Annotated in this window: 19 protein-coding genes; 14 read left to right on the top strand and 5 right to left on the bottom strand. The window is 36.9% G+C overall.

The window, feature by feature from the left end:
- Positions 1-91 precede the first annotated feature (91 nt).
- The 8 genes from IPH52_06180 to IPH52_06215 all read left to right on the top strand — a co-directional run bounded on the left by IPH52_06180 (position 92) and on the right by IPH52_06215 (position 10,616).
- Positions 92-1,081 carry a metalloregulator ArsR/SmtB family transcription factor gene (locus IPH52_06180; GenBank protein MBK7054631.1) on the top strand — a complete coding sequence of 330 codons (990 nt, stop codon included), beginning with the start codon at positions 92-94 and terminating at the stop codon, positions 1,079-1,081.
- Positions 1,065-2,378, top strand: a complete 1,314-nt coding sequence (locus IPH52_06185; GenBank protein ID MBK7054632.1) for an adenosylhomocysteinase — start codon at positions 1,065-1,067, stop codon at positions 2,376-2,378. Before IPH52_06180 ends, IPH52_06185 begins: the two co-directional genes overlap by 17 nt.
- 258 nt (positions 2,379-2,636) lie before the next feature.
- Positions 2,637-2,831 (top strand): type II toxin-antitoxin system VapB family antitoxin, encoded by a 195-nt coding sequence (locus IPH52_06190; GenBank protein ID MBK7054633.1) that lies wholly within the window; start codon positions 2,637-2,639, stop codon positions 2,829-2,831.
- A 2-nt stretch (positions 2,832-2,833) separates the two neighbouring features.
- Positions 2,834-3,205, top strand: coding sequence for a type II toxin-antitoxin system VapC family toxin (locus IPH52_06195; protein ID MBK7054634.1), 372 nt, complete (start codon positions 2,834-2,836; stop codon positions 3,203-3,205).
- 35 nt (positions 3,206-3,240) lie between these two features.
- Complete coding sequence (locus IPH52_06200; GenBank protein MBK7054635.1) at positions 3,241-3,543, top strand: ferredoxin family protein; 303 nt, start codon at positions 3,241-3,243, stop codon at positions 3,541-3,543.
- Positions 3,544-3,775: 232 nt separating this feature from the next.
- Positions 3,776-7,462: a methionine synthase gene (gene metH, locus IPH52_06205; protein MBK7054636.1), complete on the top strand. Its 3,687-nt coding sequence runs from the start codon at positions 3,776-3,778 to the stop codon at positions 7,460-7,462.
- 192 nt (positions 7,463-7,654) lie between these two features.
- A complete protein-coding gene (locus tag IPH52_06210) occupies positions 7,655-9,322 on the top strand; it encodes an alkaline phosphatase family protein (GenBank protein MBK7054637.1) in 1,668 nt (555 codons plus the stop codon).
- Positions 9,323-9,329: 7 nt separating this feature from the next.
- A complete protein-coding gene (locus IPH52_06215; GenBank protein MBK7054638.1) occupies positions 9,330-10,616 on the top strand; it encodes a hypothetical protein in 1,287 nt (428 codons plus the stop codon).
- A 19-nt stretch (positions 10,617-10,635) separates the two neighbouring features.
- Here IPH52_06215 and IPH52_06220 read toward each other — a convergent pair whose 3' ends face one another.
- Complete coding sequence (locus tag IPH52_06220; protein ID MBK7054639.1) at positions 10,636-11,091, bottom strand: hypothetical protein; 456 nt, start codon at positions 11,089-11,091, stop codon at positions 10,636-10,638.
- Between the two features lie 277 nt (positions 11,092-11,368).
- Here IPH52_06220 and IPH52_06225 point away from each other — a divergent pair, with 277 nt between their 5' ends.
- Complete coding sequence (locus IPH52_06225; GenBank protein ID MBK7054640.1) at positions 11,369-12,166, top strand: NAD(P)-binding domain-containing protein; 798 nt, start codon at positions 11,369-11,371, stop codon at positions 12,164-12,166.
- Positions 12,151-13,683, top strand: a complete 1,533-nt coding sequence (locus IPH52_06230; protein MBK7054641.1) for a uroporphyrinogen synthase — start codon at positions 12,151-12,153, stop codon at positions 13,681-13,683. Before IPH52_06225 ends, IPH52_06230 begins: the two co-directional genes overlap by 16 nt.
- 36 nt (positions 13,684-13,719) lie before the next feature.
- Here the strand turns inward: IPH52_06230 and IPH52_06235 are convergent, their stop codons facing one another.
- The 4 genes from IPH52_06235 to IPH52_06250 all read right to left on the bottom strand — a co-directional run bounded on the left by IPH52_06235 (position 13,720) and on the right by IPH52_06250 (position 19,310).
- On the bottom strand, positions 13,720-14,832 hold the full coding sequence (locus IPH52_06235) for a FecR domain-containing protein (GenBank protein ID MBK7054642.1): 1,113 nt from the start codon (positions 14,830-14,832) through the stop codon (positions 13,720-13,722).
- Between the two features lie 22 nt (positions 14,833-14,854).
- The gene (locus tag IPH52_06240; GenBank protein ID MBK7054643.1) at positions 14,855-15,352 is read right to left on the bottom strand and encodes a sigma-70 family RNA polymerase sigma factor; all 498 of its coding nucleotides are present in this window, start codon (positions 15,350-15,352) and stop codon (positions 14,855-14,857) included.
- A 132-nt stretch (positions 15,353-15,484) separates the two neighbouring features.
- A complete protein-coding gene (locus tag IPH52_06245) occupies positions 15,485-18,793 on the bottom strand; it encodes an exodeoxyribonuclease V subunit gamma (protein ID MBK7054644.1) in 3,309 nt (1,102 codons plus the stop codon).
- The gene (locus IPH52_06250; protein MBK7054645.1) at positions 18,771-19,310 is read right to left on the bottom strand and encodes a hypothetical protein; all 540 of its coding nucleotides are present in this window, start codon (positions 19,308-19,310) and stop codon (positions 18,771-18,773) included. The genes IPH52_06245 and IPH52_06250 overlap by 23 nt, the downstream gene beginning before the upstream one ends.
- A 123-nt stretch (positions 19,311-19,433) precedes the next feature.
- Between IPH52_06250 and IPH52_06255 the strand changes: the two genes are divergently transcribed.
- The 4 genes from IPH52_06255 to IPH52_06270 are packed head-to-tail and all read left to right on the top strand — an operon-like array spanning position 19,434 to position 24,191.
- Entirely contained in the window at positions 19,434-21,290 is a 1,857-nt protein-coding gene (locus IPH52_06255) for a polysaccharide biosynthesis protein (protein ID MBK7054646.1), read from the top strand.
- Between the two features lie 9 nt (positions 21,291-21,299).
- Positions 21,300-21,752 carry a stringent starvation protein B gene (locus IPH52_06260; protein ID MBK7054647.1) on the top strand — a complete coding sequence of 151 codons (453 nt, stop codon included), beginning with the start codon at positions 21,300-21,302 and terminating at the stop codon, positions 21,750-21,752.
- On the top strand, positions 21,749-23,356 hold the full coding sequence (locus IPH52_06265; protein ID MBK7054648.1) for an NCS2 family permease: 1,608 nt from the start codon (positions 21,749-21,751) through the stop codon (positions 23,354-23,356). The genes IPH52_06260 and IPH52_06265 overlap by 4 nt, the downstream gene beginning before the upstream one ends.
- Complete coding sequence (locus IPH52_06270; GenBank protein MBK7054649.1) at positions 23,346-24,191, top strand: hypothetical protein; 846 nt, start codon at positions 23,346-23,348, stop codon at positions 24,189-24,191. The genes IPH52_06265 and IPH52_06270 overlap by 11 nt, the downstream gene beginning before the upstream one ends.
- The last annotated feature ends 12 nt before the right edge of the window (positions 24,192-24,203 follow it).

A 24,203-nucleotide genomic window follows, 5' to 3' on the forward strand; every position in this document is an offset into this window, starting at 1 on the left:
AATGCAAAGAACATAATAAAAATACGTCAACACAAATTAAATAATATGCATTGACATATATCAAGATATCTTGATATATGGTTATACAGATATGGCAACCGTCGAAAAAAGCAAATCGATTCAGGCAAAAGCAATTCTAAATGCCTTAAAGTCCGTTTCAGACGAGACTAGAATTCGTATTATCAATATTCTTTCGTTCGGTTCATTTAATGTGAACGAAATCACAGATGTATTAGATATGGGACAATCTAGAATTTCTAGACATCTCAAGATTCTACATGACGCGGGACTTCTACAATCGCACAGAGAAGGAACATGGGTTTATTATAAACTTCCAGAAGAGTCAACGATTCAAAATGAATTTGCCTTTGACATAAATAAAATATTACTTGCGCATAAAGAAGATTTGCCGCACAGAGAAACAGATCAGCAAAAGGTTGCCATTCTACTTAAAAATCGAGAAGACAGAAGCGCACGCTATTTTAATAAAGTAGGAAAGAACTGGGATAGAATCCAAGAAGAAGTCCTAAGCCCGGATGTTTACAGAAATCAAATTCTTTCTTTCTTACCAACTAAATCGGAAACCATTTTAGATTTGGGTTGTGGACCGGGTGGATTATTTCCTTACCTCTTAAAAAAATCCAAGCAGGTAATCGGCATTGACTCCTCAGAGAAAATGCTAGAAGAAGCACGCAAAACTTTCTCCAATCAAAAGCGAATCAAGATCGTAGAAGCACCTTTAGAAAATTTACCATTCAAAGCAAACTCCGCCGACGCAGTAGTAGCCTCCATGGTGCTTCATCATATTTCAAACCCTCCCCTAGTCTTACAGGAGGCTAACAGAGTATTAAAGAACAAAGGCTCTCTTTGTATTGTCGATCTAAAAAAACACGACAAGGAATTTATGAGAGACAACTTTGCAGACTTATGGCTTGGATTTGATCCTGACTTGCTGAGTGAATGGTTACGCACAGCCAACTTCGAAATTAAAGAAATTACAGAACAAGAAACGCATTCTTATTTTAAAATTATCGCAATCAAAGCAACTAAAAAAGGAGGACATCATGTCCGCAACAACTAAAACAGAAGATTTTAAAGTTAAAGATTTATCTCTCGCTAACTGGGGAAGAGAAGAAATCATTTTAGCTGAGAAAGAAATGCCAGGACTCATGGCAATCAGAAAAGAATATGGCGCAAAAAAGCCATTAGCCGGTGCAAGAATCGCTGGTTCTTTACATATGACAATTCAAACAGCAGTATTAATTGAAACGTTAATCGCTCTTGGTGCGGAAGTTAGATGGGCTTCTTGTAATATTTTTTCTACACAAGACCATGCTGCTGCTGCAATCGCTAAAGCCGGCATACCAGTGTTTGCCTGGAAAGGGGAAACCGAAGAAGAGTATTGGTGGTGCACTGAGCAAACCATTACATTCGCAAACGGAAAAGGTCCAAACATGATTTTAGATGACGGTGGTGATTTAACTTACCATATTCACACAAAACACCCTCACCTACTTTCTGAAATCAAAGGCGTTTCCGAAGAAACAACTACAGGCGTTGTTCAACTCATGAAAATGATGGCTAAAGGCGAATTAAAAATTCCTGCTATCAATGTAAATGACTCTGTTACTAAATCAAAATTCGACAACCTCTACGGATGCCGTGAGTCTCTTGCTGATGGCATCAAAAGAGCAACTGACGTTATGCTCGCAGGCAAATTATGTATAGTCGCTGGTTTTGGTGATGTTGGAAAAGGATCTGCTGCTTCTCTCAGAAATTTTGGTGCACGTGTAATCATCACTGAGATCGATCCAATCTGTGCTCTTCAAGCTGCAATGGAAGGCTACCAAGTTCTTCGTATGGAAGACATCGTTGACAAGGCAGACATCGTAGTAACCGCTACTGGAAATAACGACATCGTTACTCTTGAACACATGAAAGCAATGAAAGACGGTGCGATTCTTTGTAACATTGGTCACTTCGACACTGAAATCCAAATGGCTCGTTTGAATTCTATGCCAGGAACTACCAAAAAAGAAATCAAACCACAAGTGGACAAGTATACTTTCCCTGACGGCAAATCCATTATTATCCTCGCAGAAGGTCGTCTTGTGAATTTAGGTTGTGCAACTGGACATCCTTCATTTGTAATGTCTAACTCTTTCTCTAACCAAGTTCTTGCTCAAATCGAACTTTATACCAACACAAGCAAATATCCTGTTGGCGTATATCGTTTACCAAAAGAATTAGATGAGAAAGTAGCTGCATTTCACTTGGAGCAAATCGGTGTTAGACTCACAAAGCTAACAAAAGAACAAGCAGACTATTTAGGAGTATCACCAGAAGGTCCTTACAAACCAGAGCATTACAGATACTAGAATTGGGCATTGCGGCGACATTATCGTGGTAGAGACGCGATTAATCGCGTCTTTACAATTTTTACAAAAATCGCCGCCGCGCTCTCCATTCCTGTCCATAAATTGCATCCGCAATTTATGGACACCATGTCGATCGCTAATGCTAGTAAAGGTAAATCTAAACAAATTACATTAATAAAATGTCCATATATAATATAAGCTTGCGTTTTTATGCATATCAATACATACTATCCATATGCATCACTCCGAGGCAAAACTATGAGAACTACAATTATACTATCTGAAGATTTAATCAACAAAGCAGTGCAAGAAACTGGAATCACAGAAAAAACAAAGCTAATTCATATGGGTTTAGAACTACTCATCCAACAAAAAGCAATGGAAAAACTTTCCAATCTTTATGGATCTGCACCCAAACTAAAACATATTCCAAGAGAGAGAAAACAAAAATAGTTGTGAGAATCATCGTAGATACAAATATCTGGATTGATTTCCTCGCAGGAAAGCCTGAAACACTAGAATTAAAATCTCTTGTTTCCGAACTCAAAGTTTTGCGGCATATCTGGGTCGAATCAGAATTACGCGTTGGTAGTATTCCAAAGCCAGAAGTATTTTTTGGCTATTATAAACAAATTCCAGAAACCATTTTCGTCAATTATGAAATTCTTTTTCAATTCATCCAAAAAGAAAAACTCGCAGGCAAAGGTTTGAGTTTTATTGATATAGGCTTATATGCCTCCGCCAAAATGGGGAACCATTTGATCTGGACAAATGATAGGAATCTAAAAAAACTTTGCGAATCTAAAAAGATTTTATTCAAGGGCTAATCAAGTGAAACCGCAAATAACAAGGAAAAATAATAATGGCATATGTAGTTACTGAAAATTGCTTGGATTGTAAATACACAAATTGTGCGGCCGTATGTCCTGCCGAAGCCTTCCGAGAAGGACCAAATATTTTATATATAGATCCGGATTCCTGCATTGACTGTGGTGCTTGTGTTTCTGAATGTCCCGTTGAAGCAATCTTTCCAGATTATGAAGTTCCAAATAAATCGAAAGGCTACATCCAGTTAAACGCTGATGAATCCAAGAAATATCCAATCATTAGAAATAACAAACGACCATTAAAAGGAGAAAGCTGCATAGAAAATAAGAAGGCTTAAATTTAACGTAATCCCAATCTAATAGAGGTTACCCACTGTCACCCCCGAAATTTTCTGTCGGGGGTCTCTACTACTCATTGAGATTCCCGATATCGCTTGGCGGTCATGTGAGCAAAGCGAAAGGGTGGAATTTCGGGAATGACAGATTGAGTAACTTTATAAATTTATTGGAAACCCAAATATCAAACCTACGTTAATTTTAATGAATACATATCTAGCGGCTAATAACAATATGACAACTAAACCAAAAATAGAAGACCTACTTAAAGAAAGAATTCTCGTGCTCGACGGAGCAATGGGAACCATGATCCAACGTTATCCGCTAACGGAAGAAGATTTCCGTGGCGAAAGATTCAAAGATCATCCGTTTCCACTGAAAGGAAATAATGACCTACTCTGCATTACCCGCCCGGATATAATTGAAGCGATTCATACGGAATTTTTAGAAGCCGGTGCGAACATTATTGAAACTTGCACATTTAGTTGCTCTAAGATATCGCAAGCAGACTACAAACTTGAACATCTTGTTAGAGAATTGAACATAGCCGGTGTCAAAGTAGCACGAACGGCTATAGACAAATTCCAAGCTAAAAATCCAGACCATCCTTGTTTTCTAGCTGGTGCATTCGGTCCAACTACACGCACTGCCTCTATGTCGCCTGACGTTAATAATCCAGCTTACCGCGCTACTAGCTTTGATGAACTCGTAGAAGTTTTTTATGAACAAGTAGACGCTCTCATGGAAGGCGGCGTAGACTTACTTCTCCCAGAAACGATTATTGACACTCTCAACTTGAAAGCAGCCATTTTCGCTATTGAAAAATGCTTTAAAGAGCGCGGAGTTCGAGTTCCTATTTCTATCTCTGTTACGATTACAGATAAATCAGGAAGAACTCTTTCGGGTCAAACTGTAGAAGCATTTTGGAATTCTATTGCCCATGCAAGACCAATGAGTGTTGGAATTAACTGTGCGTTAGGCGCTGAGGATATGCGACCATATATCGAAGATCTTGCAACAGTAGCTGGAACGCATATTAGTTGTTATCCGAACGCCGGTCTTCCAAATGCTTTTGGTGGATATGACCAGACTCCAGAAGAGTTCGGTCATCATATGCACGATTTTGCAACACAGGGTTGGCTGAATATTGCCGGCGGATGTTGTGGAACGACTCCGGGTCATATTAAAGCAGTAGCCCAAGCGGTTAAAGGTATGAAACCGCATATTCCAGCTAAACCAGAAGAAGTGACAAGACTTTCCGGTCTTGAGCCTTTAAACATTACTCCCGACAAAGGATTTCTCATGGTAGGTGAGAGAACTAACGTTACTGGCTCTCCAAAATTTAAAAACATGATTCTTGCCGGCGACCTAGAAGGTGCAGTGGCTGTTGCCTTACAACAAGTGCAAAACGGTGCCAATATCATCGACGTAAACTTCGACGAAGCACTGTTAGACGGTGAAAAACTGATGACCGAGTTTTTAAACCTACTTGCCTCTGAGCCAGAAATTTCTCGTGTTCCAATCATGATTGATAGTTCTAAATGGTCAGTGATTGAAGCGGGTCTGAAGTGTGTTCAGGGCAAAGCGATAGTAAACTCTATCAGCATGAAAGAAGGCGAAGAAAGATTTATCGAAAACGCGAAGCTTGTTCGACTCTACGGAGCAAGTGTAATCGTAATGGCATTCGACGAACAAGGACAAGCCGCAACGAAATCAGATAAAGTGCGTATCTGCCAGAGAGCCTACAAGCTGTTAACCGAAAAAGTCGGCTTTCCTCCTAGCGATATTATTTTTGACCCTAACATTCTTACTGTTGCAACTGGAATTGAGGAACATAACAATTATGCGATGGACTTCATTGAAGCGACACGCGAAATCAAAGCTACCTGCCCTCATGCAAAAGTGAGTGGTGGTGTGAGTAATATTTCGTTTTCGTTTAGAGGAAATAATCCTGTTCGAGAAGCAATGCATTCTGTATTTTTATACTATGCAATTAAAGCAGGAATGGATATGGGAATCGTAAATGCGGGAATGCTTTCTGTGTATGAAGAAATTCCAAAAGACCTACTCGAACTTGTAGAAGATGTAATCCTTAATCGCCGTCCTGATGCGACAGAAAGACTCATCAACTTCGCAGAATCCGTTAAAGCGGCAAGCGGTGATAAGACGCAACAAGTAAAAGATGACGCATGGAGAAAAGAGCCAGTAGCCGCTAGACTTTCCCACGCTCTTGTAAAAGGAATTGTAGAATTTATTGACGAAGACGCAGAAGAAGCCAGAAAGAATTATGCAAGAACACTCGAAGTAATCGAAGGTCCTCTCATGGACGGAATGCGAGTCGTAGGAGAATTGTTCGGAGCGGGTAAGATGTTTTTACCGCAAGTCGTAAAGAGCGCACGGGTAATGAAAAAAGCAGTAGCTTACCTACTCCCATTTATGGAAGCTGAAAAAGCAGCAAACTCCGACACATCTGCACGCGAAAAAATTCTTATGGCTACAGTAAAGGGAGACGTTCACGATATTGGTAAAAATATCGTAGGAGTAGTATTAGCTTGTAATAACTACGAAGTAATTGATCTTGGAGTCATGGTTCCGACGGATAGAATTTTACGAGAAGCAAAAGAACACAAAGTCAGCGCCATCGGCTTATCGGGATTAATCACACCTTCTCTTGACGAAATGGTTCACGTTGCAAAAGAAATGGAGCGGGAAGGATTTAAAATTCCTTTACTCATTGGTGGTGCAACAACAAGTCCGGCACACACTGCTGTTAAAATTGCAGAGCAGTATTCAGAGCCAGTAGTTCACGTATTGGATGCATCTCGTGTTGTAAACGTAATGAACGAACTTTTAAATCCAGAGGCTAAGACAAAGTATGTGTCAGACGTTCGTAAAGACCAAGCAAGACTTAGAGAACAATACTTAAACAGAAATGCAGAGCGAAATAATTTGACCCTTGAAAATGCTCGCCGAAATAAACCAGTTTACGATTGGAAGACACAAGAAATTGCAAAGCCATCTTTTATTGGAAAGAAAATTTTCGCAGACTTCTCCCTAGCAGAATTAGTTCCTTTCATCGACTGGTCTCCCTTCTTTCATACTTGGGAGTTAAGAGGTCGTTACCCCGACATTTTCCAAGATGAAGTGGTAGGAAAACAAGCCCAAGACTTATACAACGATGCACAAGTCCTATTAAAAGACATTGTGGATAACAAGCGTTTTACGGCAAAAGCGATCATAGGAATGTTCCCTGCGAATAGTATTGGAGACGATATAGAAGTTTACGAAGACGAAACTCGCACAAAAATTCTAACGAAATTTCATACGCTCAGACAACAAATGTCTAAGCCAGAAGGACAATTTAATTATGCGTTAGCGGACTACATTGCTCCAAAAGAATCAGGAAGAATTGATTATATTGGTGGGTTTGCGGTTACATCTGGACATGGAGCAGACGAATTCGAAAAACTTTTTGAAGCCAAGCATGACGATTACAATTCCATCATGGCGAAAGCGTTAGCCGACAGACTAGCCGAAGCATTTGCAGAATGTATGCATAAATATGCGCGAGACGAATGGGGATTTGGAAAAAATGAAAATCTTTCCAATGCTGAGTTAATCAAAGAAAAATACAGAGGAATTCGACCTGCCGCTGGTTATCCTGCAAGTCCCGATCACACCGAAAAAGGAATCCTCTGGGATTTACTAGACGTAGAAAAGGAAGTTGGAATCAAACTCACAGAAAGTTATGCGATGTGGCCCGGAAGTTCCGTTAGTGGACTCTATTTTTCTCATCCTGATTCAAAGTATTTTGCAGTAGGTAAAATTGGAAAAGACCAAATCACTGATTATGCAAAAAGAAAAAATATGGAAATTCAGATTGTAGAAAAGTGGCTTTCTCCTTACTTAGATTATATGTAATCTAAATTTAATTTCGGATCAGGAACCTATCGCCACTGAGGCACGGAGACACAGAGAAAAGAGTAAATAGCGTTAGCGAAGCTTGCACTGAGCTTGCAGAATGTGTCAATACTCTCTGCGAACTCTGGGTGCTCTGTGAGAGACAATTTCTTAGCTTTTACAAAGTTCTTGATCCAAATACAAAGGTGTGGAATGAAATATTTATTATTTTTATTATTAATACTCTCTCTCTTGAGTTGCAAAAAGAATCAAGAACTCGAATGGATAAAACGCTCAGCGACAAATGATATTGATTTGTATTTAACTCCTCATAAATTTAATGTATTAGAAAATGATTGGATAAATTTAAAATACTATTCGAAGTATGAAAAATCAGATTTAGTCAGACACCTTCGCTCCTATGGAAGAACGTTAGACGACCTCAAAACAAATCCAGTCTTAGAATACAAAGAAGCAGAAAACATTGTAACCTTAAAAGTGGCGAGAAGTGCACACTCTACTTTTTATGACTACGACACAAATATTCCAATTGTTTTTTACGGACCGAATTGGATTCAAAAAGGGGAATATACGGACTCAATTCACCAACAACATATAGTCCCTACTCTCGCAAAGATTTTAAAAATAAGAAATCCAAACGGAGTGGAAACTCATCCTTTAACGCAAATTTTAAAACCAAGTGCAGAGGGAAATCTCCCTGAAATCATTGTCACTGTAGTTGTTGACCAAGGTGGACAACAGTATTACAAAGCCCATCCAGAAGTTCCGATTCAAATTTCTAAAATAAAAAAAGAAGCGGCATATTTCCCGAATGCGCTCGTTGGTCATTTAGATGCAGAAACTGCTGTTGGTCACGCAGCTATTGGAACAGGAGCTTATCCTAGAAAGAATGGGATTATTGGCAACGGATACTTGCGATTAGCCAATGGTAAAATTACTAGAGACGAAATTTATACCACAAGTGACACGACTGTAAATCCGGGAGAGTTATTAGTTGAGACTCTCGGAGATGTATTAGACAATGAATATCGCGGAGAGTCGGAAGTGATTAGCCAATGTTATGCTCTGAGGGCTTCTATTGGCATGGCAGGACATGGAGCTTCAAAAATAAAAGGCGCAGACTATCTAGGTGACAAGGATATAGTTTATTGGCTTTCTACCGGAAAATCGCAATGGGTAACGGATACTCGCTATTACACACTCCCACCCGAGACTATCGACTATAATCCCTTAAATACGTTTAATGAAGAGTATCCGCAAGGTTGGGAAGGCATCAATGTCAAAGGCTTTGATGAAATCCATAAATATTGGGGAATCTTAATGGCAAATCCTGCGGAAACAAAATCAGAAGCTGAGCTTTTTCGAAAAGTTATCAAGGCGCACTTAATTGACAAAGGCAGACATGCAGATGGAATCCCTGATTTAGCTTATTTGACAATTAAATCTACAGATGCAGTTGCACATCAGTTTGGATTTGAATCTCTCGAAGCCAAAGAAACTTTCAGAGAAGCAGACAAACAAATCGGACTCATTTTTGATTTTTTACAAAAGGAATATAACAATAAATTTATACTTATTATTACAGCAGACCACGGAGGAACTCCAATGCCAGAGCTTTCCGGCGCTGAGAGATACACTATGAAAGAATTAGTTGCAGAGATTAACAAGCTTTTGCCGGAGGAAGCAAGGCAAACGGAAAGCTTAATTAACTTTATGACTATTGCACAAATTTCATTGAATCATGAAGTTTTAAAAAAGTATTCAGTCACTGAAAAACAAATCATAGATAAAATAATGAGTATTGAAGTAAATCATAAGCCCTTTTTTAAAAAAGTATTTGCAAAAGCTGATTTAAAGTAATTTTTTTATGAAGTTGTTTTTAGTTAGATATGTTTTTCTTTTTCTTTTTTTTCTGACAACTAATAGTATTTACTCTCAGATTAAACTAGATAATATTTTTACAATCGAAGATGGAATTTCTTATTCGATTGTTTTGCCAGTCAATTACAATAAGAACAAAAAGTATCTTCTAGCCGTTGGTCTGCATGGACTCTTTAGCGATGGAAGTCGTATGGTAAACCCGTTTAGCTATTATTCGCGGTATATGAATATAATCCTTGTTTGCCCCGACGGAAATTTTACAGACAATGGAAGAAATGGAGTAAAATGGGGTTATGATAAGAGTGAAAAGTATATATTAAATCTAGTCGATTTAATTAAAGCAAAATATAAAGTTTACGATGACGTGCTCCTCTTTGGATTTTCGCAAGGAGGAAACCAGGGTCTACAATCCGCACTTTCTAGTCCTAATATTTTTCGCTATTTTGCAGGACTTTCTGGTGGTTACACTTCTTTAACCGATAGACAGATTTCAAACGCGGGAAAAATAAATATTCTATTTATCTCAGGGGACACAGGAGAAGGAGAAGCATTTACCCGACGCGAAATGGATAATCGCTTTCAAGTTTTAAAACGATACAATCCGTATGCTATTCGAAAAATCTATCCCGGGATTCGACATGAAGTCATTCACGAACAAGCCTTTTACATGTTTGACTGGTTAATGACCGTTAGCCAAAAAGATAGATCAACTCATTTGATCAAAGAAGATTTTTTTAAATCTTACTTTGATAGCACAAATGCACTCGGCTCTGAAAAATATCAAGAAAGCATTCAATATGCATATGATAGCATTTCTAAAAATAAAGTCTTTGCCCCTTCTTATTTTAATTTAGTGTCCTCTTTTTTCTCAATGAAGGATATCCTCAGCTTTAAAAAGTTTTTTTTCCCAATGCTTGAATTATACTCGACCTATTCTTTCTTCGATCATAGCCCCGTCTTAAACTTGATTGAAAATATAAAATTATCCGATGTAGATTTTTTAATCAAAGAAAAATTTTTGGAATTTGTTCAAACAAAATTAAACGAATATGAAACTAGACTTTCCAATCTTTACAAAGGAGAAATCTATTTACTGCTCGCGGAGCTACACATCATTAACCACAATACACAGTATGCAAGAGCCGCTTTCAAAAAATCTTTATCATTCTATACCCAAATAAATCCCAAAGAAACGATTTATATAGATGCGCAGGTTAAGAAGAAATTAATTTATGTAACCGAATACATTAAAGAATTGGAAGTAATTAAATAACCAAATATTGTTTGTTGAATTATAGACTTTTGCAGACAGTAGTTCCATCGTATGTACACGATTTAATTTTTAAGCTTGTCGAAGTTGAACTTACTATACAAGACTTTGTATCACTGTAAATATTTTGTAAAAAAATAGTTCCATTAGAATAAGTCGTAGTGCAATTACATTTATAAGTAGCTGTAGCCGAATTAAAGCATTTACTTTCACTAAAAGTTTGTCCGGAAGAACAAGACATTGTTGCTTTAATATTAAACCACCATTCACTGCAATCAGTTGATGAAGCAAGACAACTATTTCCAAAGTTACTTACCGAGGATGAAAGATTTGCGGCAGAAGTGAGACAAGAGGTGGTTTGGGATTGCTGTGTTTGCAATATTAACAATGATAGCAGTGGTTTATTATCTTTTTCTTTTGACTTATTACAGCCTATAAATGTAACCCAAAAAAACATAATAGTTGCAAAAGTTTTCATTATATTCATATATTTGTTCGTGTAATTATTTAAGTTATTAATTGCACTTATTAATAAAATGTTGTCAATAATAAAAAGCAAAACCTATTCAGATCTCTAGAATTACGAGAGTTGACTGATTCAAATTTCTTTTTTTCACTTCCTGACAGTTTCATGACAAATGGAATTTAAGGTATGGTAATATATTGGTATGTGGTCAAACTTACTTATATTGCATTCAAACGATAAGAACAGAGACAGAGAAACCTTTTCAGGTTTATTACACTGGAAAACATGTATGAGAACCCTTTATATCGGGGACATTCGAATTTTCGATCATACTCAGGTGCAATTCTCTCGACATTATGAGACCTATGTGGGCTACGAAGCATACAAATTGCTTCTCGAAATTGTAAGTGGAATTCGTTCACGACTACTTGGAGAAACAGAAATTTTAGCGCAATTCAAAGAAATCATGAAAAATGAATCGTTACCAAAACACTCTCTTGGTGACTACTTAAAGAAACTCCGCGACCAAATCATTGAAGATTCGCGAAAAATTCGAAGTGGGCATTTACGTTTTTTGGGAGATCAGTCTTATGGTGGTTTAGCAAATCGTTATTTAAAGTCCACAAAAGAAGTAGTCTTGTTCGGGACTGGAAATTTGGCAGTAAAAGTATTACCCTGGCTTTTAGAAAAAAATAGAAAAGTAACTGTGATAGGAAGAAATTTAGAAAAACTTAAAGAAATCGCTTCCAAGTATCCTGTTCAAATTCAAACGTTAGACGCTTTCGTTCCTAAGGATGAAGCAATTGTCATTGCAGCTCCCATTTCCTTAAAAGAAATTATTCCTTCCATAAAAGACAATACAATGGTCGTTGATTTTAGAGAAGACGATAAAGGGGATAATTTTGGTAATGCGCTTAATTATATTTCTTTCGAGTCAATGCTAAATTCTCTCAAAGCGCAAGAAGAGAGAAACAATGAACTTCGAAAGACTTTGGAAAAAGTCGTTACTGAACTTGCGATAGAGCGTGAAAATGAAAGCCAAAACTTTATCTATGGTTGGGAAGACATACCTTGCCTAGCCTGCTAAAAATTGGTTCCAGAAAAAGCGCACTAGCGAAATTACAATCCTATTTAGTAGCAGATGCTCTAAAGAAAAAATTTCCCGACCTAAAAATCGAATTTTATTTTAAAGAATCGTTAGGCGATAAAGACCTCACTTCTCCGCTTTGGAAAATGGGCGACAGAGGAGTTTTCACAAAAGACTTTAAAGAAGATTTACTAAACGAAACAGTCGATGTAGTCATTCACTCTTGGAAAGACTTAGATTTACAACATGAGGATAACACAGAAGTAATCTCAATCCTAGAGCGAGCCGACCAAAGAGATCTACTCCTTTTTAAAAAAGAACATTTATTAAATCCAAATTTTTCAGAAATAAAAATATTCAGTTCTTCCCCAAGAAGAGAATTCAATCTAAAAAGATTTTTAGCGAAAGCTTTACCAAAAAGACTACAGGGTAAACCAATTGTATTCGAGCCCGTGCGCGGAAATATGCAAACAAGACTCGCCAAATGGAGCGAATCAAAAGAAACGCAAGGACTCATTTTAGCCAAAGCTGCCCTTGATAGACTCCTAACTGAGAATTTTCCAGAAGCGGCAACTGACGAGTATGCGCAAATCAGAAAAACGATTCGCGTTTACTTAAAAGATGCAGCCTTTATGTGTCTGCCTCTTTCGGAAAATCCAAATGCTCCTGCACAGGGCGCACTCGCTGCCGAAATTAAATCAACGAGACAAGATATACGTGAAATCATTGCAACTCTTACAATTCCAGAAGTAGGCAAATCAGTATTAATCGAAAGAAAAGAATTACAAAAATACGGTGGCGGTTGTCATCAAAAAATTGGTGTAAGTTCACTCGTTAGAAAATATGGAGAAGTTTTTTATCTTCGCGGGCTAACTGATGACGGAATAGAACTAAACGCACAAGCTCTTTCTAAAAATAAAACCACTCAACCAAAAGCTGAGCGCATAACGAGTATTTTCCCAAGAGAAAATGAAAAATTAAAATTTAAAAGAGAAACAATCACCGAACCAGAACTAAGTGGTTCCAATTTCCTAGTTGCACGCACCAATGCCTGGCATCCAAACTGGACTCAGATGAATTTGGAACAAATCATTTGGGCAGCCGGAATAAAGACATTCTATCAATTAGCCGGAAAAGACCAATGGGTGAGCGGAACCTCAGACGGACTAGGCGAAGATGAAAATCCAAATATTTCGATCCTGCTTGGCGAAGAGAAACCATTTGTAAAATTAACCCACGAAGATAGCGGCGAAATTCAATCCAATTTAGAAAGAATCTATACTTATAAAATTTCATTAGAAGCGGATATTCCTGATTTAACGCAAAAGACTCATTTCTTTTGGATGAGTGGCTTCCAGTTTGATCTGGCTATTCAAAAGTATCCTTCAATTGTAAATAGCTTTCATGCCTGTGGTCCGGGTATTACTGCTACTCATATTAGAAAGCGACTTGGTGAACTAGGAAGTCTTGAGATTTTCTTAAATTATGAAGATTGGGTTGGGTTTCATTCGTCGTAGAGACGTTTTATGAAACGTCTCTACGAATAGTAAATATTATTTCAATTGCTTTGCATCGTGAGAGATTACTTTCTTGCGATCTACTTTTACGAAACCTTTTACAGTATGAACTGTGAAGGTATTGTCATCCATAGCGGTAATCACACCAGTAACCGCTTGTCCACCATCTAAAGAAAGAACTTCTAAACGTCCATATTTCGCGAAGAGACTTTGTTCAGTCTCAGCAGGAGCAGAGTTAGCATCTGATTCTATTTCATCTTTGCCTTCGATAATTTTTATATCAGCATCTGTAATAGCGGATCTCTTGAAATTTCCACCGCGAGAAATTTCTTGTGCAGATTGTTTACTATCTAAAATTTCGATCGGCTCAACAGTGAGTGGAACTTCCTCTTTGTGTTTCGTAATCCCAACAACCCCATCTAGAACGGATACTCTAGTGACATCCTCTTTGCCTTTATCAGGATCAACTACAACTAAGAAGCGAGTTCCTCTTACTCCAGCGATTACAGTTGGAGTTACAATGTTGAAATTATCAGATTGTTTCTGTTTGGTAACATTTGCCACTAACATACCTTTCTTTATCGAAACCTCTTCTGTAACATTTCCGTTTGTTTCTACTAATCGCTTAAGAGAAACTTCCGTATTTGCCTTGATTCGTAAAGACGATCCATGAGAGAATTCTAAATCAACGGTTGATTTGTCTCCTGTGAATAGCATTTGATTTGTAGTAAGAAGAGCGCCTACTTCTGGTTTAACGCCTGCATCGCTAGGATTTGATTTTACTTTTACATCCCCTACTACAAAAGTAACTTTTGCTTTTAATTCACCGGGAGTAGCAACTTGCGGCTCCTTCGGCTTATCTCCATTACCCACAGCAAGAAAAATTCCCAAAAAGATTACTGCTGCTGCCCCTAATACATAGATTATTTTTTTATTCATTCCATTACTCCGATCTAATTTTATAATTTTTTGTTGTTCCATTTTTTGAAATTTATCTAGAATCTCACTTGAAGTCGGAAACTCAATCGTATGTGCTCCCGTTCTAGAAAGAAGTTCTTCGATACTTCTAACCCGCTGCGATACTTCATTTGGTTTGTTATCAATTAAAGCATCATAAACTTTTTTTTCTAATTCTGAAAATTCTTCCATTCTATTACTCGCTTATCTTCATTTATGGTGCAATTCCATGCTCTTCGGCTAGCTGAATCAACCTTGCAGTCGCTTTCACTACTAACCTCGAAACAGTTGAAATTGATAATTCCATTACTTCCGCAATTTCGGCTAACGTCATATCCTTTATATTTTTCATAATCAGGGCGACTCTTTGATCTTCCGGTAGCAACGCCAAACACTGTCGTAACCTCAACTCCATATCTTTCAATTCTTCTCTTTTTTCAAATGATGTCTTCTTACTCTGATAAATATCAATATTGTTGGATGCGTTTTCTTTTACCGTGGAAAACTTTTTACTATAATTAATAGAATTGTTCCTGGCAATCGTGTAAAGAACCATGATAGCTTTTTCAGGAGGAAGATTACTCTCACCATAACTCCTAAAATAGCTAAAAAAAGTCTCTTGCATCAAGTCAGAAGCAACCTCTTGGTTGTTGGAATATTTATATAAGAAATCAAAGATTCTTTTATGATACATCTCATACAAACTTCCCATGTAAAGTGTCTTATCTAGCATCAAAACATTGTTTAGAATAAGTTTCATATTTTCAAGATAAAAAACTTTGCATCCACTTGCTTAATTAGACAAATTAACTTAGGGTTTTTTTCATCTGAGCATTTAATATATTTATTTTTTTGCCTTACTCGGAGCCTTTTCTTTTTTTTCTGCAGAATTTACTTCGGCGAATTGGTCTTTTAATACAGACTGAATTTGTTCCATCTCTGACTCAAGAAAAGAAAGAAACTCGGTATGATATCCATGACAAACAGTTTTCACTGAACAATAATCACATTTCCGTTTATCAGCTCCAATTGGAAATGCAGGGTATTGGTTTTCAGAAAGACTTTTCCAAAATGGTAAAAACAAATCATCCGAGTAATCTACTGTTCTTCCTCTTATGAGATTAGGTTTGCTTTGTAACGGAAAATGGAGAATTGCCGGCGCAACACAAACGGATTTAACACCAAGTAAATCATATATTTCCTTTTTAATTTGCTCCGATTGATTCACAACATGAGCTGTCAAACCTGACAGAATTCTATTTTTATCCTTTACATCCTTAGCAGATACAAATGAAGTTAAATATAGAGTATCCCTTTCGAGTAAAAGCAAATCAACATTTGTCTTAATTGATTCATTCCAAATCGCAGGCGTTGAAAATACGATTGAGTCTAATGTTTTATTTGCCTCCGATGAAAAAACTGCCTTTTTAAAAATCTTATTGTTTTCGGATAACAGTTCGTGATAGAAAGGTAAAAAGAAATTTTCAAGGTAATCTTTGAATTCTAACTCGGATAATTTTCCTAAGACACCAAATGGAAGTTCTCCTGACTCGATTCTCTTTGGACTAAAAATTTTTTTCGTAAGATCTGTAGCATCTAGACTTGAATCCTCTCTTAAATAAGAAAATAGCTGTCTGATATTAAAGTTCCTTGTAAGAGCACTGACCGATTCAAGCTCTCCACTAACATCAGCTTCTTCTTCTGTATCAACCGAGTATTCGTAAAAAAACTTTTTCGGGCATTCCATATAACTTACAAATTTTCTGACCGACAAATTTTTATTATGCGCTAATTTGGAATGTCCTACGTCAATCGACGAACGAAAAAAGTAAGACTTCATTTTCTGATTTAAGTTTTTATTAGAAGTTAAGGTATCTATTTCGCCAGATAAACGAGAGTCTGAGTTCGCTATCCAATTAGGATAAGAATTCTTCAACAGAGAAAGGTTTAATTCTTTTTGTTTTAAATCAATCAGATGAAACGTTTCTTTTTCAAAGACAGTAGCCTCATCCATTCTATATTCTAAATACGAAAATAAGGGAATCTTTTTATAGTTTGTATTTGCTTGTTTAGAAATACTCCTGATCCATTCCAACTCGCGCGCCGGATAATACTCTCTATCGTTAATCGTATCAAGACTCACATAGCTAAATGTATATCGCTTTGCATTGTGATTAAAGATATGATAAAAATAGTTTTTTAGTTTCAACGCTGCATCTAATCGAGAAGAATGAATCGTATCCTCTATCATTACAGAATCATGCTTACTAGAAGTGTGACTAAATTTTCTCTCGTCGAGTCCCACTAAAAACAAGTAATCAAAACTTGGATCAATTGCATCTAACAATTCTCCAACTACGACGCCGTTTTTTAGAACTCTGGCATCCCCTTCTGTCCATGATTCCATTAGCGTAAGCAATATATCCGCAAAGTCATCGAGAGTAAAATCTAGATTATCCGCAAGTAAAGAGCCTAACTCCGAATCTATTGACTCAATACTTGCCAAGAGATTATTTGTTTTAGTAAGCCCTCTCTCATTTAGTCGCACACTTTCCTCAGACTTATTATAACGCATCGATGGATGAAGATAGGTGTCCAAGATAATTCTAAAAAATTTACTAAAATCACTTAAACGAGTAAAGTCTTCTTTTAACCCAATCAAGTCTTGCAGCAAAGAAGAACTAACCGCTAGAAACTCATACACTTCTTCAATTAATTCTGTTTCTAGACTGATTGTATCGTCTGACGTATTTCCGATTAAAATCAAATTCAATCTAGACCATAAACTCTCCCAAGTCATCAAATTGGATTCGCGAAAGCCCTGCCTTTTTCGATGTTGTTTGTCCAAGAATTCAGTTAAATTCATCTTTGAAATAATTTGATTCCATACTTCTGGTTTTATAGAAATTCTCATTTCTTCTAAAATTGGATAGAAACAAGGATTATAAAAAAGAGAGAAAATCGTCTCTTTATCAAAATCAGAAATGGAAAGTTTTAAAATGGATGCGACCGCAGAGAAATAAGGAGACTTTTTCTTTCGAATGTCTTTCGTGAAGGAATAAGAAATTCCTATTCGGTCGAAAACATTGCTCACCAGGAGCGAATAATTCACATCTTCCGCTGGAAGAACAAGCTTAATCGACGTTAGCCGAAAAGCATCATCGTCTTTATGCTCTTCTATAAGACGAAGGATTTCTCTACCTACAAATTCAATTTCGCGATAAGCTTCCTGCGACTCATAAAAATTCAAATCTGCATTCGGTAAAATTTCTGGGAATTCAATTCCAAGTGTAGTTTGAATCTCTTCGATTTTCTTGTCTCCAAAGAATTTATTAAGAATATGCCAATCAGGAATTAATTGTTTCAACTTGCTTGAATTCAGTTTTACATTGTTCTTATGCATCAGACGAACAGGAGGCATCGGGATTAAAAAGGATATTTTTACGTAAGAAGAAAGAATTTCTAAAACTTTAAAATGAAGTGGATCTATCTCAGAGACTCCGTAGAGAATAATTTCATCTCCGAATTTTTCCTTTGCTTCTTTTTCTGAGATAAAATGAGATTTGCCGCCTGCACAGGCTTCGTATACATATTCTATTTCAATTTTTTTATTTCCCTTTGCTTTGATAAAGGTTCGAATCACTGAATCGTATTCTTCTTTTATATTGCTTGGAATTTTCTCTTCTTTTAAAGAAAATGAAATGAGCGATTCTTTCCAAAACTGGAAAATGGCACCGGCTAATTGCCGTAATACTTTCTTATTCACTTGAGAAGAAGCTTTGTCTTTGACACTCTTAGTCTTTCGCTTACTCTCTTCCTTATTTTGTTTTAAGAGAATACTTTCGATGAGTAAAATACAAGCTAGGTCAGAAATTAAATTTTCTGAAGAAGGCTGATTTTTTAAAAACTCCTTAGGAATAATTCTATAGGGACTAATTTCAAATAGCAGAGAAGGAATATTATCCGCTACGAGTTTAAGAGAAAGATAATCCGTTGTTAAATTTTCACGAGTGAAGACTCTTACCAAATCTTTTAGAATTAAAACATCTTCTCTTTCAGAAAATATTTCTAGTTTGCTTCGAAGAGATTGATAAAGAGCAGAATTGTCAGAGAAGATAGAAAGATAAAAATTATTCGAGCGAAATTCTTTCATACTTCATCGGCTCTTGGATCGGATTGAAGAAAAATCTTGTCTTGCAAGCAGGACAAGCATAATTACCCTTTGCACGCAGACGCAATTTTGCATTGCAAGAAGGACAATAGGTATAGAATACACCTTCTTTCACAAGAGCAGAGCGAACCTCAGGCAATGTAGAGACGGCATTAACTTCCTCTTCCGTTACATCAAGCTTTGATTCTAAAAAATCCTTTGCCTCTTCGCGTAACGCAAAGATGTGAATGATAGACTTGTCTATATTCTCCTGCAAAAGAGAAATGGAGTTTCCCTTAAGCCCTGAAAAGGCGATTTCACACCCAAATTCTCTTAGATGGTAAATAATTTTCTTTAGGAAAACTAAACCTTCTTGGCTAATAGAATCCACACCAGTAAAATCAAAGAGAACAGCCCTAGTCGTATGTGCCACAGATTCTACTTGTTTCCATACATTTTCCCCTAGACTTTGACCAAAGTTGCCTGACAAATTAATGACTATATGTTTTGCTTTATTCAATATTTCCTTTCCGACAAAGTTAGTTTCTGAAATTCTGGATATTAGTAAATAAAAATTATAGTATAGAAAATATATACAATAAAAAATCTACTTTGAACCGTTTTTTTAAGTGAGTAATAATAAATGTTCAACAAACGATACTTAATCTTTCCTATTGACATTGTCTTCATGACAATCTCTTACTTAACGGCACATCTAATTCGCTATGAAAGCTTAGAATTCCTCGCTGACCCTGAGAAATTTGCAATCTCAATGCTGATTGTAGTAGGAACTAGGTCGATTGTTTTTCTTTATTCCGATATTTACAGGTCGCTCTGGGCTTATGCATCTATTCATGACTTAATGGAAATCATTAAAATCACTCTATCGTCTTCCCTATTTTCAACACTGGCTCTTTTATTTTATAATCGATTCTCCCAGCATTCTAGAATGGTTCCAATTTTGGATACATTGCTATTACTCAGCCTACTCTGCTTTCGAAGTTTCTCTTGGCGAATTATTCGAGATGAATACTTAAGCAAAAATTTCAATGATGGAAAAGCGACATTAGTAATTGGTGCAGGTAAATCAGGAATGATGCTTGTTACCGAAATTCGGAGGCAACCTGAATTAAACTTGCGACCAGTCGGATTTTTAGACGATGACCCTTCCAAGCTTGGGGCACATATTCAAGGCGTCCCCGTCCTAGGCGCAATCGATCAAATTGAAAATTTCTTAACAACCTATAAAATTGAAGAAATCATCATTACTCTCGGAGCACTACCCGGAAAAACAATTAGCAATATCATAAAAGTTTGTGAGGCTTATAAAATCCATGCAAAGATTCTTCCTTCGATTGGAGAAATCTTTGCTGGGAAAAAATCTTCTTATAATCAATTGCGTGAAGTCAGAGTCGAAGACTTGCTCGGGCGGGATCCAGTCGATTTGGAAATTGAATCTATTAAATCTTATTTGAAAGGACAAACAATATTAGTCTCTGGAGCTGGTGGCTCTATCGGCAGCGAAATTTGCAGGCAGGTATCTTTGTTCGATCCAGAAAGTTTAATATTACTGGATGCAGCAGAGACACCGCTTTATCATATTGACTATGAACTTCGCAAGGCATTTCCTGACATTCGCTACGAATCCATTATCGCTGATGTAAAAAATCTTTCGAGGCTCGGTCATATTTTCGAACAATACACGCCAACGGTAGTGTTCCATTGTGCGGCATACAAGCATGTGCCTCTGATGGAAATCAATCCATCGGAAGCTGTATTGAACAATGTAATGGGAACAAAGAATATTGCCGACATATCCCGATTATCCGGCGTTGATCGCTTTGTTTTAATTTCTACAGATAAAGCAGTCAATCCAGTCAATATAATGGGAGCTTCAAAACGTGCATCAGAGCTTTATCTTCAACACATTACTCCAAATTCTAAAACTAAATTTATCACAGTTCGATTCGGAAATGTGCTTGGCTCAAATGGAAGCGTAATTCCTAGGTTTAAGGAACAAATTGAAAAAGGTGGACCAGTAACCGTAACCCATCCAGACGTTATCCGCTATTTCATGACGATTCCAGAAGCATCCCAATTGGTTTTACAAGCAGGAAGCATGGGAGAGCGGGGAGAAATTTTTATTTTAGAGATGGGAGAGCCAGTCAAAATATTAGAGCTAGCAGAAGAAATGATACGACTTTCAGGATACCAACCTTATAAAGACATTAACATTGAATTCACAGGACTCAGACCGGGCGAAAAGCTATACGAGGAGTTACTGCTCAATTTAGAGGGAATCAAGAAAACGCATCATCCAAAAATCAAAATTGCTGCCTCTAACCTCAATCAGAATCAAATTGTCTTCATAAGTAAACTAAACCAACTCTTTAGCTTAGCGAAAGCAAACAAAAACAAGGAAATTTACGATTTATTTAAAGAAATCATTCCAGAATATCAAAAACACATTGATTATATTTCGATTACTAAAAACAATTAAAAGAACCGTATGGAACCAGAACTTACCGAAACAGAAATCCGCACGCTGAGAGATTTTAAGATTCAGCTATTCGATACCTATTGGGAAAAATTTCCCACTTTTTATCTACATATACTTCCACATCCAAATTTGGAAATGGGCAAACGAGGACTTGTAGGAAATGAAAAAGAATCAGGCGTCGTCCTCGCCTTTGGCTCTACTGCCGTAAGAGATATTTCTTCTCAGTCAGATTATCTTTATGCAGAATTACAATTTGGATTTAGTTGGGAAAAATTGATTATCCCCTGGGATGCAGTTTTTAGAATATACGATAAAGGTCAAAATTCAATCACGCAATTGAGAGTATTCGAGGATGAATTAGACTTCAGCAAGTCAGAAGCTAAACCCAAAAAGCCCGAAAAGAAAAAAGAATCAATCGAATCAAAAGTTATCGAAGTAGATTTTACAAGGAAGAAAGAATAAGAATGCAAAAATTCAAATGGATTGTTGCCGGTGATATTGATGGTTTTTTTGAATTAATGCTCGACAACTTGTTGCAGCTTCTTGTATTAACCGCACTTTGTTCATTCGTTTGCGGAATGCCAGCTGAATTTGTTTTTGCAGTTGTATTGCCTGGTGTAGGTATCTCACTGTTAGTCGGAAATATTTTTTACGCCTTGCAAGCCAGAAAACTAGCCATTCAGGAAAATCGTGATGATGTAACAGCCCTACCCTATGGAATCAATACAATTTCTTTGTTTGCATTTATCTTTTTTATTATCTTTCCTGTTTTTAAAGCGACAGGTGATTATAAGACTGCCTGGAAGATTGGACTGCTTGCTTGTTTTATCAGCGGAGTCATTGAGTTTTTTGGGTCTTTTGTGGCAAACTATATTAGGCGCGTTACCCCTCGTGCTGCTCTTCTGTCTGCGTTAAGCGGAATAGCTATCACATTTATCTCGATGGAATTTATGATTAAGACTTATAAAAGTCCACTCGTTGCGTTTCTTCCATTTGGAATTATACTCTTGCAGTATTTTGGAAAATTCAAATATCCTTTTCGAATTCCGGGAGGTTTCTTATCAATAGCCGCTGGAACGGGCATCGCATGGCTCTCAGGGTATTGGGGAAAACCAATGATGGACAGCAAAGCACTCGCAAGCTCTTTTCAACACGCAGGACTCTATCTTCCTTCCTTATCAATCACAGATTTATTTGATGTTTTTACTTTGAAAAATATTAAAGAATACTCTTCCGTAATCTTGCCAATGGGTTTATTCAATGTGATTGGCTCTCTCCAAAACATTGAATCGGCAGAAGCAGGTGGAGATAAATTTGAAACTAGAAGTTCGCTCCTTGTAAACGGTGCCGGAACTATACTAGGCTCTTTCTTTGGTTCTCCTTTTCCAACGACGATTTACATTGGGCACCCAGGTTGGAAAGCATTGGGTGCCCGTGCGGGTTACTCAGTATTAAACGGCGTATTTATGACAATCCTTTGCCTGTTCGGACTAATGAGTGTTGTGCAAGCGTTAGTTCCTATAGAAGCAGGGATGGCAATCATACTTTGGATCGGAATCATCATTGGAGCACAATGCTTTGAGACTTCTCCCATGCGTCATGCGCCAGCGATTATTCTAGGATTATTTCCCGCGCTAGCAGGATGGGGAGTATTACTTGTGCAAAGTGTTTTTAACTTTGCAAATAGCGAGCTTGGGAAAATTTTAGCCAAAGAGAAAATTGCTACTACCTATGCCATCACAATGGAATCAGTTCCGCCCGATTTAGAATTTTTACCTTACTCATTATCAGGAATTTTGGCACTTTCTCAAGGATTTTTAATAGTTTCCATGATATGGGCATCGATTTGTGCATTCATTATTGATAGAGATTTTAGAACAGCATCCTATTGGTGCTTAACCGGAAGTATCCTCTCTTCTGTTGGAATCATTCACGCCTATAAACTTTCAGGTAATGCAATTTTAAACGAATATAGTTTTCCTGCAAACTTCCAGTTTATTATCGCCTACTTATTGTTAGCCTTATTACTTTTTGGAGCATCTCTGGTCAAGCAAAATGAAAACTGACTTAGTTAAAGACAATCAGCATTATATAATTCTAGATGAAGAATTGATGCGCCCAATTCCTAACTTTAGAAATATTGAAGAGGCTATTAGTAATATACCTCCGGCTATTTTATCAATGGCGATTCTAGAAGACGTTGGCTTTACTTATTTAATAGATTATTATCTAAGGCATATGGATGTGCAAATAGTAAAAAAAATTCTACAAAATCCAATGTTCAGTCACGATGCACTCGTTGAACTTTTTTACTGTCAAGTCACCGCATATCACAAAGCAATCCTACAAAAAAAACCGTTACCCGAAATGGTTAGTTCCTATTGGACAACTCTTTCTAAGGCAGAGTATGCAATTTTATTTAAGAATTTAATCTCTAGAACAAGCAGTATTCAAGTAACAAAAACAATTTTATCAAAAGTAGATTTAGTTTATTTGCGAATGATGACATCTTCAGGAAGTCTTAAATCGGATAGAGTTTTGAATTTTTTAAAAAAGCTTGGTCCGGAAATTCAAAAACTAGCTGCGCAAGATATGAATATCTACGATTATGCGTTTGATTTAGCTGTAGCCAATTCAGATGATGACTTTTTAGCTTTCTTAGATGAATATACTGTTGTGTTTGTGCAGCTTAGATTGGTTTCTTCCTTTGTAGAGGAGATCGAAGCCGAAATGAAAAGAAATTCAGGGAATAAATTACCTTACTTTCAAATCTTACAAATTTCGGCAAATATACCAATGGACTGTTTAAAACTTTCTCTGGAAGTTTTTCAAGAAAGAGGATGGATTAATGCGAACGAAAACAAAGCAATTCAAGAATATTGTAACAATGCGAAATCTTAAAGTCTAATATCT

Source organism: Leptospiraceae bacterium, from assembly GCA_016708435.1.
Classification (GTDB): domain Bacteria; phylum Spirochaetota; class Leptospiria; order Leptospirales; family Leptospiraceae; genus UBA2033.